15 protein-coding genes are annotated in these 18,580 nt (G+C 48.0%); 4 read left to right on the plus strand and 11 right to left on the minus strand.

Annotation, left to right across the window (positions count from 1 at the left end):
- Positions 1-2: 2 nt before the first annotated feature.
- The gene (gene rsmH, locus DESAL_RS03505; protein ID WP_015850584.1) at positions 3-977 is read right to left on the minus strand and encodes a 16S rRNA (cytosine(1402)-N(4))-methyltransferase RsmH; all 975 of its coding nucleotides are present in this window, start codon (positions 975-977) and stop codon (positions 3-5) included.
- A 133-nt stretch (positions 978-1,110) separates the two neighbouring features.
- Positions 1,111-1,560 (minus strand): division/cell wall cluster transcriptional repressor MraZ, encoded by a 450-nt coding sequence (gene mraZ, locus DESAL_RS03510; protein WP_015850585.1) that lies wholly within the window; start codon positions 1,558-1,560, stop codon positions 1,111-1,113.
- 435 nt (positions 1,561-1,995) lie between these two features.
- On the opposite strand from mraZ, the gene DESAL_RS03515 reads away from it, so the two are divergent.
- Complete coding sequence (locus DESAL_RS03515; RefSeq protein WP_041721625.1) at positions 1,996-3,006, plus strand: HD-GYP domain-containing protein; 1,011 nt, start codon at positions 1,996-1,998, stop codon at positions 3,004-3,006.
- A 149-nt stretch (positions 3,007-3,155) separates the two neighbouring features.
- Here DESAL_RS03515 and DESAL_RS03520 read toward each other — a convergent pair whose 3' ends face one another.
- The 4 genes from DESAL_RS03520 to rlmD all read right to left on the minus strand — a co-directional run bounded on the left by DESAL_RS03520 (position 3,156) and on the right by rlmD (position 10,402).
- Positions 3,156-3,641: a CBS domain-containing protein gene (locus DESAL_RS03520; RefSeq protein WP_015850587.1), complete on the minus strand. Its 486-nt coding sequence runs from the start codon at positions 3,639-3,641 to the stop codon at positions 3,156-3,158.
- 123 nt (positions 3,642-3,764) lie between these two features.
- Positions 3,765-5,009: an HD domain-containing protein gene (locus DESAL_RS03525; protein WP_015850588.1), complete on the minus strand. Its 1,245-nt coding sequence runs from the start codon at positions 5,007-5,009 to the stop codon at positions 3,765-3,767.
- Positions 5,010-5,066: 57 nt separating this feature from the next.
- Positions 5,067-8,987 carry a class I adenylate cyclase gene (locus DESAL_RS03530; RefSeq protein WP_015850589.1) on the minus strand — a complete coding sequence of 1,307 codons (3,921 nt, stop codon included), beginning with the start codon at positions 8,985-8,987 and terminating at the stop codon, positions 5,067-5,069.
- Positions 8,988-9,004: 17 nt separating this feature from the next.
- Complete coding sequence (gene rlmD, locus DESAL_RS03535) at positions 9,005-10,402, minus strand: 23S rRNA (uracil(1939)-C(5))-methyltransferase RlmD (RefSeq protein WP_015850590.1); 1,398 nt, start codon at positions 10,400-10,402, stop codon at positions 9,005-9,007.
- Between the two features lie 39 nt (positions 10,403-10,441).
- Between rlmD and DESAL_RS03540 the strand changes: the two genes are divergently transcribed.
- Together DESAL_RS03540 and DESAL_RS03545 are read left to right on the plus strand one after the other, a co-directional pair.
- Entirely contained in the window at positions 10,442-10,750 is a 309-nt protein-coding gene (locus DESAL_RS03540; RefSeq protein WP_015850591.1) for a hypothetical protein, read from the plus strand.
- A gap of 111 nt (positions 10,751-10,861) precedes the next feature.
- Positions 10,862-11,584 carry a septal ring lytic transglycosylase RlpA family protein gene (locus DESAL_RS03545; protein ID WP_015850592.1) on the plus strand — a complete coding sequence of 241 codons (723 nt, stop codon included), beginning with the start codon at positions 10,862-10,864 and terminating at the stop codon, positions 11,582-11,584.
- A gap of 81 nt (positions 11,585-11,665) precedes the next feature.
- Here DESAL_RS03545 and DESAL_RS03550 read toward each other — a convergent pair whose 3' ends face one another.
- The 5 genes from DESAL_RS03550 to DESAL_RS03570 form a co-directional block, all read right to left on the minus strand.
- A complete protein-coding gene (locus DESAL_RS03550) occupies positions 11,666-12,169 on the minus strand; it encodes an FxsA family protein (RefSeq protein ID WP_015850593.1) in 504 nt (167 codons plus the stop codon).
- 26 nt (positions 12,170-12,195) lie between these two features.
- The gene (locus DESAL_RS03555; protein WP_015850594.1) at positions 12,196-12,918 is read right to left on the minus strand and encodes a sulfite exporter TauE/SafE family protein; all 723 of its coding nucleotides are present in this window, start codon (positions 12,916-12,918) and stop codon (positions 12,196-12,198) included.
- Positions 12,919-13,030: 112 nt separating this feature from the next.
- Entirely contained in the window at positions 13,031-14,542 is a 1,512-nt protein-coding gene (locus DESAL_RS03560; RefSeq protein ID WP_015850595.1) for a 30S ribosomal protein S1, read from the minus strand.
- A gap of 120 nt (positions 14,543-14,662) precedes the next feature.
- A complete protein-coding gene (locus DESAL_RS03565) occupies positions 14,663-15,415 on the minus strand; it encodes an acyl-CoA dehydratase activase (RefSeq protein WP_015850596.1) in 753 nt (250 codons plus the stop codon).
- A 52-nt stretch (positions 15,416-15,467) separates the two neighbouring features.
- Positions 15,468-16,745, minus strand: coding sequence for a double-cubane-cluster-containing anaerobic reductase (locus DESAL_RS03570; protein WP_015850597.1), 1,278 nt, complete (start codon positions 16,743-16,745; stop codon positions 15,468-15,470).
- 204 nt (positions 16,746-16,949) lie between these two features.
- On the opposite strand from DESAL_RS03570, the gene DESAL_RS03575 reads away from it, so the two are divergent.
- Entirely contained in the window at positions 16,950-18,521 is a 1,572-nt protein-coding gene (locus DESAL_RS03575; protein WP_015850598.1) for a SidJ-related pseudokinase, read from the plus strand.
- Positions 18,522-18,580 lie beyond the last annotated feature (59 nt).

Consider the following 18,580-nt stretch of genomic DNA (forward strand, 5'->3'; position numbering starts at 1 on the left):
TGTTACCCGTCTTCTCCGGTCCTTTCGGCTACGCGGAGTTTTGCGCTGCGGCTGCGGGTGTTGACCTTCATCTCTTCCTCGGTGGGAAGAACTGGTTTTCTGGTCAGCACGTTCATCAGCTTAACCTTCCCGCAGGTACAGATGGGCTGCATGGGCGGGCAGTCACAGCTTTGCGACTGGGCTTTAAAGGTCTTTTTCACGATACGGTCTTCCAATGAATGGAAGGATATGATCGCGACCCTTGCGCCGGGGCTGAGCCTTTCCGGAATCCGGTCCAGAAAAGTTTTCAATTCTTCCAGTTCGGAGTTCACGGCAATGCGCAATCCCTGAAAAGTTTTTGTCGCCGGATGTGTCCGTGACAATGCCCTGCGTTTGGCCGGGTATGCTTTTTCCACAATGGAGGCCAGCTGCAGGGTGGTGGTAATTTTTTCTTCTTCCCGTGCCGCAATGATCGCCTTGGTGATCTTGGAGGCCAGAGGTTCTTCGCCGTACAGTTTCAAAATCCTGTTCAGGTCGGAGTATGAACCTTTGTTAACAATGGAAGAAGCCGGGGGCATTCCGCCTGCCGGGTCCATGCGCATGTCCAGCGGTCCATCCTTGATGAAGCTGAATCCGCGCTCGGCGTGGTCCAGATGCAGGGAGGAAACACCGAGATCAAGGACAACCCCGTCAACAGTGTCCCAGCCCAGTTCATCAAGGGCTGCTTCAAACTTACTGAAAGCAAGATGGAATCTGTGCGCACGGTCGCCGAAGGGTGCTAAACGTTCGCCTGCCAGTTCAAGGGCCTGCTCATCGCGGTCCAATCCGGCCAGTTCTGCACCTTCACCAGCGATTTTTAAAATTGCGCTGGAATGCCCGGCCATGCCGAGGGTACCGTCAAGGTAGCGGCCTCCGGGTTTGGGAGCCAGCCATTCAATGACCTCATTCAGCAGGACGGAAGTGTGGACCTCTTCAGGTATTAATTTCTTGCTTTCCATAATTTCCTGATCCAAAAACGTTTCACGGTTCAGGCCTTAACTCTGGGGGGAGCGGGGCAAACCAATGGCGGTTTTGAAAATCAAGTTTAAAAAATCAGTGACTGTGTCAGTGGGACGGAATAGCGAAAACAGGCTAGAACGGGAGTTCAACTCCGCATTCAGCCAGCTCATCTGAGACATCATCAAAATCCTGTTCAAGCAGGGCTTCGTATTCCCGCTTGTCCCAGATTTCAAATCTGTCGCCGACTCCGGCAAGGACCACGTCCTTGTCGAGTTTACCGCTTTTCCGCAAATAGGAAGGGATGGTGATTCGGCCTTGTTTATCAAGGCTTACTTCTTCGGAACCTGATATGATTATTCGGATGAAATTTCTGAGCTTCCGGCTGGGGCTCTTGATACTTGTGAGTTTTTCTTCAAGTATCGCCCAGTCCGGTGGTGTGAAGCCGACTATATTTCCTTCGAAAATAGTCAAGGTCACGCAGCCGTCCGGGGAGTCAGAATAAACCTGATCCCGGTACTCCGGCGTAAGCATCAGTCTGCCTTTGGCATCCATGCTTCTATGTGCATGACCTCTGAACTTCATTTTTCTACCACTCAATCACACAGATTTACCACCAATTCCCCCCGTCTCACCACCTGTGTGTGAAAATGGGGAAAAAGTCAAGACCCCCTTCTAAAATAAAAGGGTTGAAAACAAGCTGTTTTCAATGCTTGAAGGGGATTTTTGTACTTCTAAAAGCTTATATATACGGACCTTAGAAAGAATTAAGAAATGGAGAAAAAAAGTTTACATTTTTTTTAAAAATAATAGATAAAAATTGGAACATGTCGGACACAGACTTCACGAATATGGATATGAGTGCTATAGGGCAGTTGAAAACTAAGATTTAAACGATTTTTTACAGCTAGAGTCCGGTTGGGCTTAGTCTTGAGTGGTAATCTTGGATTTTTTTCTGACCGCAAGATGCTAAATATAATTGTTTCAGTCGTTTATAAGTGATGAGGGTAAGGTTCAAATATGAGTGCAAGTAGAATGGATGTTCCCGAGGGTTTAAACGAGGAATATTACCAGATCAGCCCCGATATTCTTCAGAGCTTCAACAAATTCAGACCGCCTTTAGATATATTTATGTTCATGGAAGATGTGGGGCGTATCGCGCCATATTACAAGGTGGGCGGACGGCTCAGCAAAGAACAGATTGAGCAACTGGCCGGACTGGTAAAAGATGGCTTTATCTTTGTTTCACGTAAAGATCATCCTGTTTATGTAAAGCACATAGCCTATCAGCTGGACCTCGTGCTCATCGACCGTAACCTCAAGGAAAGTGAGATTGCGGATATTTTCATCGAAGCGCTGACCATGCGTATGAATGAGTTTCTGGATCAGCCTGTTGCGGCTGTTACCGATAAGCTCTGGGCTGACCTGATGGTCCTCACTGAATATCTGTGGAATGACCCTTACCGGATCAAGGCTCTCGCCAAAAGACTGCACAAAGAACACACCCTTGCCCAGCACAGCGTAAATTGTGGTGTACTGGCGCTTGCTATTTTTATCCGCATGAAGGGTAAGAATTTTTCCAGTGGTGATATCAGTCGAAACCATTTTGACAGACTAACCGCCGGTTTTTTTCTGCATGATCTGGGTATGAGTAAGATCCCTCTGTTTATCCGCGAAAAGCCTAAACCGTTGACTACGGATGAGCGCCAGAAAGTGGATAAGCATCCCATGCTCGGCTATGAAATGCTTACCAAGCTTGACCTGAAGTACAAGGAAATAGAGGCTTGCGTTATCGAGCATCACGAAAAGCTTAATGGTAAAGGATACCCTCAGAAGAAATCAGGGCGTGATATCAGTCAGCTGGGCCGTATTATCGCTGCAGTTGACTCATATTGCGCCATGATTACCAAGCGTCCTTTTGCCGAAGCTATTGATGCGCAGAAAGCTGCGGCGATGATTTCACAGGACAAGGCTTACGATCCGGAAGTGACCAAGAATATTCAAGCTTGGGCCATGACTTTGAAGAAATAGATTTGGTTCCTGAAAAAAATAACGGCCCTGTTTTCATCATGAAAACAGGGCCGTTTTTATAGCAAATTATTTGATAGTAGCTAGTGACGAAGCCAAGCTATATATTTCTTTGGACCTCGCAGAGGCCGTCGGCAGACCAGCCGGAGGCATTAAAACTGCTGAACCAGATCGCGAGTAACTTCGCGATAAACATCACTTAGCAGCACCACGCCGATGATGTTTCCGCCTTCCTGCACCAGCGCCCAGGTTCTTTTCTTTTTACGAAAGATTTCAAGTACTACCAGCATGGGGTCGGTCGGTTTAAGGATGACAACATCTTCTTCGATATGATTATCAAGCGATGCGGAGCAGCAGGCTGTCCCGGCGCGTTTGAATGCCCTGTCCCAATCCGCTTCTTCAGTCAGGGTCAGGTCTTCATCTTTAAGAACCATGTCTTCCACTGCCTTGAGCAAGGTCCAGATGGAAACAACACCCCGCAGGGAACCGTTTTTCTTTTTTACCACCACAATATGATTGTCCGGCATCTCTTTCATACTGTCCCGGAGAGAACGTACTGCCTCAGCAAGGCTTGCAGAGTCTTCAATAGTGGAAAATTCTTCATTCATTATGTCCCAAGCTCTTTTTCTCAGCAGCATCTATTTCTCCTTTTTGATCAGTCCTGTAGTTACCGGTCAGACGTTTGATTCTTTTGAATTTGTCAGCAAACGTTAATTCTTCACAGTAGTTAAACCATATTTCGCCCATTCATGCAAAATGGATTATTCAAAGTCAGCCAGCAGCGGTCCCACGTGAATCCCGGCTACTACCGGATTTTCCATGTAGCTCTGACTTATGCGCCAGTATGCCTGATGCAGGTGCGGGGAAGTAATTCCGTTTTGCAGTGCATTGTATGCTTCCATGAAAGCAGCCAGATGGTCGCAGAGCTTAAGCAGCTCTCCGTCCTTTGGGTCGTAGGAATCATCATTGTAGCGGGCATCAAGTTCTTCTGTGCTGATTTTTTTTGCAAAACCGCCGATAAGTGCTGCCGCATCGAATTCAGACCCTGTTTCCACTCCAAGAAAATAGCCTAGCCTGGCTGCTATCTGATCGTAACCGTTTTCTTTCAGCGGAGCCATGATCCGTCTTTCCATCTCCTGCTCTTCGTATTCCCTGATTAGTTCGCCAATGGTGGGATCTGATTTTTTTACCGGGGAGATAATGTCCCGGGTCAGCAATTCCGGCATATCGTGAAAAAGACCGGTAAAGAAATTGTTTTGCCGTCTGGCGGGGCAGGCTCCTTTTTCCAAGCTGAAAAACCATGCGAACGTGGCGACAATGAAGACGTGTCCGAGAACTGATGTTTCTGGGACACGCGGGGTCTGGGACCAGCGGGTCTGGAAGCGTAGCCGTCCGCAGAGGTCGGCAAACCTGCCCAGCGGTGTTGTTTCGGAATGGAGGAGTTCGTTTACTCCATCGAGGCCGGAATATGCTTTCAGGCGGTCAATGAAGCTTTGTTCGATTCCAACCAGTTCATCATCCATCTGGTTGAGGTGCTTGAGCAGCTTGAACTCGGAATAGCTGGCGTACATGTGTGAGGCATCAAGAATCTGGCGTGAAAGGGAATTTTCATCGGGATTGAGGTGGTAATCGGTGAGTCGATCCCAGAAATCCTTTCCAAGGGGCATTAGTCTGGGCCTGAGCTGCTTGAGAACCCATTTGGAAAGCTTTTGGTAATGTTCAGGATTCTCTTTGATCCGGTAAAAGACCGGAGGTTTGATGTCGGTAATGACCATGCGGAAGAGGTATTCAAAGATGCCCCCTTCTACGATTTCATTACCCAGCCTGATTTTCTCCCGAGGTTCGAGTTTCTCTCCGTTAAGGACAAAGAGAATCCATGCGGCGATCATCTTATGGGCCTGCTTGTCCACCTCGACCATTTCCATGGGGCGGAGTTTGTCATTCCACCTTTTCATGAATGAACCGGAAAAAATCAGTTGGAGCAGGCTTTTGCGGATTATTGGCATTGGAGCTTTCCCTTAATCTGTAATTTTATCCGGTGTGGTGGCGGAAGTTATATGCCTCTAATTAACCGGAATTTTTAGATACGGACATTCTGCATTCTGTGGAACAAACTGGTTCAGCTGAATATCACCATCGCAAAGAGTTCCCAATTCTTCCTTGAGGTATTGCTCCGGGGTTTCAACCAGCTTCATATTTATTTTGAGCGGTTTGCAAAATACCTCACCCCAGTTGGTGCTGTATACCAGATGAACTTCCTGAACTTTTTTACTTTCAGGAGGAACGCACAGGTTAACGATAAAGAAGCCTTTTGTCAGGCGTTCCGTATTGAGGGTTTCTTCAATGGGTACGTTGAAAGTCTTCTTGGGCGGGAAAAAGCGCATCAGCTCGCTGAATAATTTTTTGATTTCACGCTCCCGCAACGGCCCGGAACTAATGTCTGTCTTGATTTGCATTTCCTGATTATACAGGCCGTTCAAGGCCAGCCAGACCAGCATAAAGTTGAGGTCCGGCCCTGATTCAATGCGGGTCAGGATATTTCTTGCGCCGGATTCATCTGGATATTCCCCGTGAATATTCCAGATTTTTCCATCCTCGGTGCGCGAAATATTGATGGAATTGAAAAAATGGGTTCTGGGACCGGGCAGGGACAGGCGCAGGATTTTGTTTGTACGCTTTGCGAATGCTGAAAAAATGATTCTGCCCAAGCGGGTCAGGTCTTCCGGGGTGATGGAGACTCCGGGGAATTTGTCCTGCTCGCCGCGGACCTTCATATAGGTGTTGACCATAAACTGGTTAACTCGCCTGCCCAGTTCAGCCACGGAACCGAAATCAGAGAGATCCTTGAAGTTCTCAAAAGCTCCGGTCTCTTCTCCTGAAAGCTTCATGGTAAAATCTATTAATTCAATTTCTTCAGCTCTGCTCGGAGTGGAGAGAATTTCCTTTTCACTGACAAGACCGCATTTTAAGCGCAGGGCCATAGCAGTCAGCCAGATGTATTCATCTTTTTCGTTAGCACGGTAAAAGTTTGCGAGATCCTGATAGAGCCGCATATAGGGATCAACCCGCCTGATTCTGCGTTTGCCGCTGATAATGTTTTTCTTAAGTTTTTCGCAAAGCAGGGAGTATTTGCTGTCCGAAGTGTATAGTTCAAGCAGGCCGAATTTCATGATCGATTTAAAAGGACTTTTGATTCCTTTAACGATCTGCCAGAGGGAGGCGCCGAAGAATTCCTCAACAGGAATGTTGGGGATATTGCCGAGGTCCACGCAAAAGTTTTTGCCTTTAAGTAAAGCGACTTTCTTTTTTGTGTCAGCATATGCCTTTTCTGCGGCTTCGGGCGGTGTGAACCACCATAGAGGCGGCTTACCCGCCAGCAGCACTGCTGTGCGGTAAAATTCTTCTTTGAGTATGGCGCTCTGTGCAGAACCGGAGCTTTCTTCATCGCTCAATCCAAAAAGGTTATCACGGATTTCGCGGGTATCCATGATGAAAAAATGAATTTCAAGGCCAAATTCATTCATGGCCCATTTTTCAATGGCTTGTAATTTAACGCCTAAATTCTGTCTGCTTTCAGCTGATCGTCCGGTAAAATTACAGCATACCCAGCAATCAAGGTCGGAGTCCGGGGTCTGAGCGATTGTCCCGGTACTGCCGATGGACATGAAAGCTTCTATGGGAGTGGATGATTCCTTACTTATTTCATATTTTATATCCGGGAAAAACTCATCCAGCAGTTTGATTACCTGTGGAGAAAGCGCGTAGTTACAAACCCTTGAACTCATGGTTTGAGGGTCCAGTCCGGACTTGATTTCAAACACATTTGTGTGCAGCAGGGCGGGGATTATTTTCAGCAACTTTCTACTCTTGCTGTCCAGTTTGGATTGAGCCCAGTCCAGCCTTCTGCTGTTATTCTCGGCAAAGCAGGCATGGCAGTGCTCAATATCCTTGAGTGCATACCAGCGCTTGATGGCTTTATGCAGAACACCCCGTCCATATTCATTGATATCTCCAAAACCGGTTGACCTTTTTTTATGCCTTTCCCTGTTGCTAAGCTTTGCTGCAAATGTGCGCTGCATTGCTTTAAGCATTTCCGGTAAATCGGATTTTACGTTGCTTGCGCGGCAACGTCCGGTATTGCACTGCGTAAAGTGTGAACAGTTTACGTTTGAATCTTTGAAGAGTGTTGTTTCAAAGTTGGAGAAAGCGAAGTCACATCCTTTGATATCCACTTTGTAAAAGAAAGCTTCGCGCAGGTCGCAGGTTTGGAAGGTTGTTCCACTGAAACGTGTCCGGCAGAAATAAGTTCCCGGAGCGGCAACAGCATTGAATTTGCAGTTTTTGAAATTACTAAGAAAAGTAACTGCGGAATCCAAGTGGGAGGTGTTGAAATTGCAGGCTTCCAATTGGCAGTCATAAAATATTGACTCATCGAGGGAGCAACTGTTGAAATCACAATTCTCGAATTCTGATTCCAGAAAAGTTGTATTGCTGAAAGTGCAGCCTTCGAAAGTGCAGTTTTTAAAGATGCATTCTTCCAGAAATGATTCTTTGAATTCGCAGGCTGAAAATATGGAATTCTGAATGGTTATTCCGCGGGAGAGACTTTTCCATTTATTTAGTTTGTGCAGCCGTTGGTTGGTAATCTGTCCATCGGTGTGTATGTCGGGCATGCTATCGGACTGGGCAACTGCCTTGCCGAAAATACGTTTAAATCCGGTCTGTTCCTGCTCTTTGTTCTCAATGTTCAGTACAATGGGGCCACCCTGTTTGATGAAATCCACGCCCGGGACTTTCTTTCCTTTCGGCATTTCAGGACGAGTCGGTTCGCTAAGGCTGTCGATTTCCATAATGCCGGCCAGTACCGGCTTGAGGCTGTTTTTCTTTTTGCTGCGCGATATTTTCAGGACATTATTTAAAATGTTGCCGAAGCACTGCGGGTCTTCCTCACTGATAGTTGAATAAAGCACAGCCAGTACCGGAGTATGGTAACCGGCTGAAATTTCGTTCATGAAGCGGGCTAAATTTTCGCTGTTGAGCAGAGGGACCCTGTTGATCAGTTCCGCACGGAGTTTGGGAGCTTCATTGAAAATCTGGGCGAAAATCCTTCCCCTGCGGCTGCCGCCGAATTTGGTGATAATATCCATAGCTGCCTTGGCGAGTGGCAGAGAAGGGGATTGTGCCAGAGGTATAATTTCTTTTAACAGTTCGTCGTCAATCTCATCGGCAAGCCTTTCAACCGCACGGAGCACCTTTTCCATTATGATAGGGTCCATGGTTTTCAGATGGAATGAAATATCCGTGACCATTTCCCCGTCCGGGTATGGGGGCATGCTTTCCGCACAGAGTGAGATTTCCTCAAGGCTTTCCGGTTCACGCAGGTGTCGGCGGCATTCTTTCCCGTAATTCCCGGAAATAAATTTTGACAGTGATTTGAATGTCAGCTGACCTTTGCGGGTTCCATTTTTGTTGAAGAAATCAAGACTATTATGCAGGTCTAATTTCCGGGCATGTTCGATGATGGATTCAGCAAACTTTATTCTTTCCGGAACATCGTCATCATGAATGGCCAGCATGCGGTCAGCAACTCCGATGGCGGTGCTGACCGGCTGTCTGGAAAACCAGCTTTTCACCTTGGAAAATGGAAGCAGTCGATTGCAGATGAGAGATGCTGCGAGATTCCTACCGCACGGTCCCATCTGGGCAAGGTAATCGAGACAGATATCCTCGGTAGTGTCCTCAGGGACCGGAGCATATGAGATCTTACCGCTTTGCTCTGCTTCCAGTTCAATGGCTTTCAGGCCGAGACCGTAAAACAACATGGCGTATTTTGCAGACTCTATTGCGTCCGGGGAAGTCTGCTCTCTGTTGAATTTGCCTTCTATTTTATAGCGCAAATCCGCAAGCTGACGCTCTTCCGGGGGATAGAGATTCAGCCTGCGCAATTCCCCGAGCAGGGTATCATGTGTTTCTGTCTCAGCCATAAAATATCCTGACCTGTTTATCCCGTTTTCGTCAACAGCGCGATGGATTCAACGTGGGCCGTATGCGGAAACATATCCACTGCTGCAAACCGTTCCAACTTGTACCTGCCTTCCATTTTTGCGGCATCGCGGGCCAATGTGGAGGGGTTGCAGGAAATATACAAAATCTTCTCCGGTCCCAGCTCTATCAGTTTCTGCAAAGAAGGATCGGGAACACCGGAACGCGGCGGGTCCACAATGACCATATCCGGGTGGGGCAGGTCTTCAGGCAGTCCTTTCTCGGATGCGAGGTTCCCTACAATGTATTGCGTATTTTCCAGCCCGTTAAGTGCTGCATTGTCTTTTGCCGATTGAACCGATTCCTCGGAGACTTCAATGCCGATCATTTTACCGACATCCTTGGCCATGAACATGCCTATGCCCCCGGAGCCGCAGAAAAGGTCCCATACAACGTCATCAGCTTTCGGTGCAGCCAGTTCTGAACTTTTTCGGTAAAGAACTTCCGCTCCTTTAGAGTTCGTCTGGAAAAAGGCATTGGGTGTAATGCGGTAGCTGACTTCGCTGCCGTCTGCGTGGGTCAGGGTTTCGGTGATATGCTCCTGTCCGGTCACGGAAATAAGTCGTTCTCCGGTAGCTAGGTCGGCACGTCCTTTTCGGGTGGAGTGCACAAAACTCTTCAATTGCGGAATGTTATCAAAAAGCAGTTTACCCAGACCTTTGATAGTGTGGTGGGATCTGGCAGGTCCGGTAAGCAGGTGAATCATCATTTCGCCGCTGTGATGGGAAAAACGAACGACCAGTTTGCGCCAGTATCCGCCACGGTTATGGCGATAGGCACCGATATTTGTGTGTGCACAATAGTCGCGGACCAGTGCCGGGATATCGGCACACTGTTCGGGAAGCAGCGGACAGCTGGAGATGTTAAGCACATCTGTTTCCGATCCACGTCGTTTAAAGCCAAGCTTGAGGGAATCCCCGATGCCGTGGAAGGAAAATTCCATTTTGTTGCGGTAACCGTATTCAAGCGGCGAAGGCAAAGCTTCTTCACCCATGCCCGGAGTGTCCGGTCCGATCTTGCCAATGCGTTCCAGAGTTTCGCAAACCTGTCTACCTTTCCAGAAGGTTTGGGCGGGATATTTAATATCCTGATGCAGGCAGCCTCCGCAGGAACCGAAATATTCACATGTCGGTGTCTGCTCTTCTTCTACATGGCTGAGGATTTCAGTGCGGCGTGCTTCAGCGAACCTTTTCTTAAGTTTGGTGATCTCACAGCGAACTGTCTGTCCCGGCACAACTCCTTCAACAAAAAGGGTCAGCCCTTCATAGCGGCCGATGCCTTTGCCTCCGAAGGCCAGTGATTCGATTTTGGTTTCAATTATATCGCCCTTATGGATGGGCTTGTTATCATTACTCATGTTTGACAGTTCTCCTTTGACCGCTGTACGCTTCGGTCTATGATTGATAAAGCAACAGCACTTGAATCGGTTTTGCGGAAGCTTAAAAAACTTCCCGTGGGGCATTGCATAGACCTGCGCACATATAAACGCAACCGTTCCCTTTTAATTTTACATGTTCGGGAGCAGGAGTATATTATTTACGAAGACGGTTATGAAACAATCGAGCATCAATGCGCATTAAAGGGCATGAAAAAGCTGTTGAAGACCTTATTCAAAAGAGAGTTTCCGCGAAGCAATAAAATTCGTATGTATGAGCTTGGTGAATATAACGAGGATAAGCATCGCCGTGAAATGAAAAAGTTGTAGGTGTGCCGCATCCTGCACTTTCTTTGCCGTTAGTCTGTGCTGATGCTTGCCACCGAGCCGAAATCTGCATAAAGGTAACATGCATTGTACTAAATTCGGCAGGAGAGATAAATGATCAGATGTTTTTTCTTTGTGCAGCTTTTGCTGCTGATGGTTGCGGTTCCTTCGTTTGCTCAGGATAAAGCCCAAAACGGGACGGAGGTAGCCTCCGTATCCGAAACAATTGTGATTCCTGCTGACTATAAAGAAGAAGGCATGGCTTCGTGGTATGGGGAAAAGTTTCAGGGCAAACTTACTGCCAGCGGTGAACCTTATGACATGGAAAGGATGACCGCCGCCCATAATTACCTGCCTCTGGGCGTAAAAGTGAATGTCACCAACCTCAGCAACAAAAAGAAAGTAGCCGTAATCATCAACGATCGCGGTCCATTTGTGCCTGACCGCATTATCGATCTCTCCCGTGCCGCAGCTCAAAAGCTCGGTTTTATTGATGCCGGTAAAGCTAAGGTTCTCATCGAGCCCTACCGCCCGGAACCTGAAACCCAGCCAGCTGAAGCAGCTACTTCTGCTCCGGTGTACAAGAAGCTTTACGGCGCATTCTACATCCAAGCCGGGGCCTATAAGGTTAAGGCTAATGCTGACCGCCTTATCGAAAGGCTTAACAAAGCCGGATTTCATAATACCCGCACTGTACGCGTGGTTACAGACAGTGCCCAGATTTTTAAGGTACAGCTTGGCATGTACAAGACTTTAGCCAATGCGCGCAAAGCGCACATCTCCCTTGGGAAGGGGTTTCCGGGGACATTTATTCTGGCGGACGTAATTCAGGACTAGCAGTTTGAATATTGAAATGAAAAGTCCCGCAACACCTTAGGTGTTGCGGGACTTTTTTTATAGAACTTGCTGATGCAGGTTTTACTGCAAAGGCTTATCGTCTTTTTTGTCTTCAACCTCGACATCGATGACATCGTGGTCGTCAATGCGTCTTTTGGGCTGATCCTGATTGGTCCAGGCGGTGAATTCTGAATTGTGATGCACCACGTGGATATTGGGGTTGTTCTTCATATTTTCAAACTGGGCTCGCAGCATGCGTTTGAAGTAGCCTCTGGTGACCGGAAAGAGGATGAGCAGACCGAATATGTCTGTCATGAATCCCGGTGTCAGCAGGACCAGACCTGCCAGAAAGATCAATACTGCATCGAGGATGTCCTCGGCAGGCATAAGTCCACGATTGAGGTTTTCCTGAACCTTCTGCATGGTGGCTACGCCTTGTGATTTGGCTAGGGCCGCACCCACAAAAGCGGTCAGCAAACAGAGGGCAATAGCATTCAGTGTCCCGATTTTTGAGCCGATCTGAACCAGAATGTAGAGATCGATCAAGGGGATGAGGACAAAACCCAGAAAAATCTTAGCGAACATTTAGTCTCCCGTGCTTAATTTCCTTATTAGACGTTCTGGAATATAAGCATCAATCCCATGATGACAAGCAGGGTCATGACGATTCTGCTGTAGAATTCGTCAGAAAGACGGTTGGAGAGCTTGTTGCCGATGTATGTTCCGGCAAATATGGGCAGGACGGAGGCCAGCACCAGCTTGAAAGCCAAAAACGTTGTCAGTCCGCTTATAAGATGCCCTACTGCGGCCAATATGCCGGAAAACAGGAACAGACTGACCAGCGTTGCTTTCACGGTGTCTTTTTTCCAACCCTGAATCGAGGCGTAGATGATACTTGGCGGACCTCCTGCGCTTACAGCCGCAGCGATTGATCCTGTAAGAAAGCCTGACAGGTATCCCCATTTGTTGCTGATGTTGAATTTAGGAGTTCTGGCAAGCAGGGAATAGGCGGCAAATCCGGCAATCAGGAAGCCGAGGAAAACTCTGATGTAATCCCCGTTGATTTCTTTTAACATCATAGTTCCCAGGATTGAGCCGGGAATACTGCCCAAAATAAGGGGAAGTATTTTGGCCCGGTCGAGACTTTTACGTAGCCTGTGGGTCATATCCATATTAATGACCAGACCGCAAAGTGTGCAAACCGGTACTGCCAATTTAATGTCGACAATAAGTGCAAGGAGGGGCATGGCAAGCAGAGCCTGACCGAATCCGGTTAAACCCTGTACCATTCCTGCTGTAAAGAAAATAGCTGGTACAAGCAGAAAAGGAGACATCCGGGAATCCTTTATAAAATTGGGCTGCTCTAGGCAGATTGAGTGGTGATATTATTTGAGGAAAAAAGAAAAAAGGCCGGACCTCTTTCAAGAAGCCCGGCCTATGGAATGACTATTTTTTGTTTTTCATGGCTTCTTGAAGTTTGTCACCGAGCAGGCCGCCGAAACCGCCGGTACCACCGGAGGTGGAGGAGGTTTTGGGAGCGGATTTGCGGGGTGCAGACTTCTTGGGAGCAGACTTGGTGTATTCTTTCCAGTCGTTGTCTCCGTCAGCTTTCTGTGCTTCACCTGCGGTGAGGGTGACCTTGCGGTCTGTGGTGTTGATCTCTTCGATGGAGATTTTAACCTTGTCACCGGGCTTAAGGGCTTCAAGTTCAGCCTGTTTGCCGGAGCGGGTGATGCGGGACATGGGCAGCAGACCGGTGATGCCGGGTGCGAGGTTGATGAAGATACCGAACTCAGCGCGGTTCTCCACGGTTCCTTCAACTTCCTGACCAACCTTGAAGGTGTCTTCCATGTCCATCCAAGGATCACCTGCAGCGTCTTTCATGGACAGACCGATGCGGCGTTTGACCGGATCGATGTCTTTAACCATTACTGCAACTTCCTGACCGGGGGATACTTCATCTTCCGGTTTGTGGACGCGCTTGGTGTAGCTCATTTCGGAAACATGAACGAGACCTTCAATGCCGGGAGCGATTTCAACGAATGCACCGAAGTCGGCACAACGGACAACAGTACCTGTGACCTTGTCGCCAGCCTTGAATTTGTCGCCGATTTCATCCCAGGGATCAGCCTGAAGCTGTTTGAGGGAAAGACCGATTTTGAGTCCTTTACCGTCTTTGCGCGGCTCCATGGAAAGGATGCGAACGGATACTTCATCGCCGGGCTGAACAACGTCTTCAGGCTTGGCGGAGCGGGACCAGCTCAGTTCGGAAATGTGAACCATTCCTTCAACGCCGGGAGTAAGTTCAACAAATGCGCCGAAAGGCATCAGTTTGGTGACTTTACCTTCCATAACAGCATCGGGCTGTACGTCCTGCATGAATGCTTCACGGGCTTTTTCCTGTTCCTGTTCGAGAAGAACTCTTCTGGAAACAACAATGTTGCGACCGTTTTCTTCGAACTTGATGACCTGAAAATTGTGGGTGCTGCCAACAAAAGCTTCAGCATCTTCGACAAAGGAAGTGTCGATCTGGCTTACAGGGCAGAATACTTTGCGGTGCATCATTTTTACTCTGAAGCCGCCTTTGCAGGTTTCTGCAACCTTGCCTTCAACGGGGACCTTGTTCTCGTATGCTTCACGCAGCATATTGAGACCGCCCGCGCCGGACATGGCTTTGGAAAGGACGATTTCATTGTTGTTCATGGAAATAACGTAGAGTTCAACGGTATCTCCGTCCTTAACGGTCAGTTCGCCTTCTTCATCGGTCAGCTCATCACGGTCGACAACTCCATCTACTTTAGATCCGGTGTCAACGAACACGGAATCTTTGGTGATGGAAATGACGGTTCCTTTGATTTGGTCTCCGACCTGAAGATTGTCGTTGGATTCAGACTGGAAGGCTTCAAACAGTTCGGCAAAGTTCTCTTCGCCATTGGTTTCCAAGTTTTTCTCGGACATGCTCTTGTTTCTCCTGAAAGGGCAAATTGGTCCCGGCAAGGTAGGTTTTTTATAGTGCCGTGAACAATGGGAACCTAACGGGAAAAGGCGCAATTTTCAAACGATTTATTCATATAATTTTTATTGCACCTTTCCGTGCAGGGCTGCGCCCAGTGCTCCTGCAAAATCAGGCTCTTCAGGAATCAGCGGATCAATGTCCAAAGATTCTTTCAACATACTGACAACACAAGGATTGTTGGCAACTCCGCCCGCGAAGACCAGCGGCCCTTTCAAACCTACACGGCCCAGCATGTTCGTGGTGCGGCGTACAATGGAACCATGCAGACCCAGTGCAATATCACGTGGATTTTTACCTTGAGCCATGAGTGAAGTTGCCTCGGTTTCCGCAAAAACAGTACACATGCTGTTAATCATCAGCGGCTCGGTTCCTTCCAATGCGTAGTTTCCGAAATCTTCGATGGGAATCTGAAAAACTGTCGCCAGATGTTCCAGAAATTTTCCTGTCCCGGCGGCGCAGCGGTCATTCATTTCGAATTTCGCTACCTTGCCGTTACCCAGCAGTGAAATTGCTTTTGTGTCCTGCCCGCCGATATCAAGAATTGTCCGTGCTTCGGGGTAGAGGTGCGAAACTCCCAGAGCGTACGCCTTAATTTCGGTCAGTGAAAAACACTCGCATCCGGTAAGTTCTTCGGTAACCAGCTTGCGTCCGTATCCGGTGGCTGCAATGCGATCCAGTTTGACGTCTTCCAGTATTGTCTGGATTTGCGCTGAGGGATCAAAAGTGGTCGGAAGCTTGCGTTTGAAAGCAATTTCATCACCTTCAAGAACTACCAGTTCCATGGAACGTGAGCCGATATCAATGCCAGCAATCATGAATACTCCAATTATAAGGGATGGATGTTGTTCACCCACCCCTTTACAGAATCTAGGATATAATTTCTACAAATGCTTCAACGCGAGTTTTCAGCTGTTCGACATCTTCCATGCTGTAGTCGGTTTCAATTGCCAGCATGGGCACTTCTGCGTCAGCCAGCGCTTTTTCAACCTTGAAAGTCTCATGGGTGTATGGCTGGCAGAACATGAGTGAGTAGTGGATAACACCGTCAACTTTGGTTTCTTCGGCAAGTTTTTTGATGTTTTCAAGACGTTCATCGTTTGGAGTGAAGCAGGCACAGTCGATTTTCATGTAACGTTCACAGATGGCGTCGATCATTTCTTCTATGGTTTCTGCAGATTCATCCACCAGATCGCGGGTATTGCGGGTACCGATGCAGGATTCTTCGGAAACAACTACAGCGCCGGAACTTTCTACAATGTAGGGCAGCTTCCAGTTAGGCACAGCCATAGGACATCCGGCGAGCATGAGTCGGGGAGTTTTTTCAGGAACGATACCTTCATTTTTAGCAATGCGCTCTTCAATCTGGTCGCAGAGAGTATTAATGGAATTGGTGAAGCGGATCGGATCATCATAAAAGCTGACCTGATTGATGAGCAGAACATCACGCCCGGAAATGGGGGTGGGCACAGCGGCGCGCAGAGTGTTCAAACGTTGCAGGGCGCGGCGTTTGTCGTTGACGGTCTTGATGGATTTCTTGAGTGCTTCAGCTGTGATGGTTTTTCCAGTCAGTTTTTCAAGCTCTTCCTTGTAGCGCATAACTTCGGCCTTCCAAAGTGCACGCTCGGAAGCTTCCTTGCGCTGGGGAATTTCCATGACGTACATAGGTGCCATTTCGCCGAATGCTTCGTAGGCTTTCTTTTTTCCGTCACAAGTTGTTTCGCCGATGATCAGGTCGCAGGATTCGGTGTAAGGACAGATTTTAGCCATTTTAAAGCCGATGAAGGATTTGATCAGGGCGCAGGTGTTGCGCGGAACAACGGTTTCGGCTGCTTCGGTTCCTGCATCAGCTCCGGCACAGAGACCTACTTGGATTGCATCCACGGCAAGAGTCAGTTCTTCAGGAACGAATACGCAGAAGGTTCCGATGATCTTACGGCCCTGTTCCTTGGCTTCCACAAGTTCCTGAATGCGGAGCCCGTGAACCTCGGAGAGTACGAAATCAAGGTATTCCATACCTTGCAAGCGTCCCTGCTGGCTCATGTAGATATCGCCGTAAAATTTGCCCAGAACTTCAAGCAACCCTTCATGGGCTTCAATGTCGAGGTTCAGGTTTTCCCACATATCGGTGTACGAAGCTTTTTCCATGTTCAAATCTCCCAAGTTAATTGTTGAAGAACATTGAGACAAACTTCTTTTGCATAAATGAGTTCTGGATTCGCTACAAATAGATTTAAACTATCTATATAAGATTGATGGATTTGTGTGTTCAATAACGACGTAATGACTGTGCTGGCTTTAATGCAGGCTTTCGTATAACTCTTTGCTGCACAATATCTGCGAGGGGATAAATTGAGAAAAAACGAAGCTACTGCTTATGCGCGGGGATTAACCCCGGAACGGGAATTCAGCGCTGCTTATATGGATGTACGCAACCTGCGCTCATTGCTTGAGAAAGAACCAGAATGCGCGGATAACGAAATCGTCCATGCGGTTTGGGATATACTTATTGAACAGCGTTACAGCTCTCAGCGTATGTCGCAGCTTCTTTATCGTGAATGCTCCAAAGCTATGGCGGCTGTCGGACACGGGTGCCCGGATTCGGGTGTTTCGCATTCAGCCTTGCAACTACAGGTTCAAGCTGCCTCAAGCTGTAAGAAATACGCTTCTATCGAGGCTTCCGGCGGACTGGGTGTTCTACCATTTGATATATCTCTGCCAGAACCGCCGGACTCGTTTTCCGGCTTTGCGCCCAGTGTAAAATGGGAAACTCTGCTCAGTAATGCCGAAGTTGTGGGCGAACCTGTTTTTTCCGGTCGCAGTGCGGTTATGGATGCCAAGGGCGATAACCGCATTTTCGCCATTAAAATTTTACGCAAGGGCGAGAATCCTGAAGGTTTACACCTTGAGGGCCGCTGGATGGAACGCCTGTGCAATGAGAGTGCTGCAGACGGTGTCCGTTTCGATTGTCCCCAGCCTTACACTATTGGTGGGCACGTGGTTTTCAAGCTGGAAGGGCTGCCCGCAGATGCACCGGAAAACCTGCATGAAGATCGGTTCGCCATGGCCTACCATGCTCATAGCGATTATTTCATTTACCCTAATGATGACCGCGAGGATAAGCGTAGTTCCGCGGAAGAAATGCTTGAAATAATGGGCCGTAACTCTTTCCTGCTAGGTCAATTGGCAGGACGGGGCATAGTTCATGATGCGCCTATTCCTCTTTTCCATAATAGGGTGCAGGCCACCAGACGCACGGATGAAGGCGTGTATGAATGGCGCAGATTCGGGCGATTGGACCGGTGGTTGGACTCCTGCCGCTATCCAAATTTCGGGCGTTCCGGTTTGCGGGACTTTGAGCATTTACAGGTAATGAAGCCGGGACGTGATCCATTTTACTGGGCCATCGGTTCACATTTCATGTCTATCCTGCTGGTGCTTGGCAGTTGGTTTCGGGCACAGGAGCCTGAACTTTGCGGTCTGGATGTCAACGATGAGCCAATTGATGCCCGCCATTTATTCGATGCAGATTTCTTTGAGCAAGTGGTTAAGCATTGCTTCGACAAATATTACCACGGGTTTACCGGAAAAGAATTTCATAATGAAATCGACCTGCATATCCCGGAACTGGTGCAGGATATGATTAATGAGATGGGTGTTGATCGGCACATGTTTGAATTTATGCGTGTGGTGGATCAGGAACTTCTGGAAGACGATGAGTTTCGCAAATATCTCATTAAATGCGGTATGAAACCGGATAAGGCTTATTCCATAGAAAAGAATAAAGAAGATATTCCCCTTACAACCGGACCGCATCTGGGAGACTTCAACAGTACCATATCATTGCCTGAAATTATCGAATGGTCTGCCATGGCTGCGGGGTGTTGTATTGCTTCGCGGGCTTTGGGAGATAGGTGGGGATAATCTTCAAGCTTACAATTGATATATCTTTTATTGCTCTAATTAATGGGCATTAATTGGGG

Source organism: Maridesulfovibrio salexigens DSM 2638 (genome assembly GCF_000023445.1).
Lineage (GTDB): Bacteria > Desulfobacterota > Desulfovibrionia > Desulfovibrionales > Desulfovibrionaceae > Maridesulfovibrio > Maridesulfovibrio salexigens.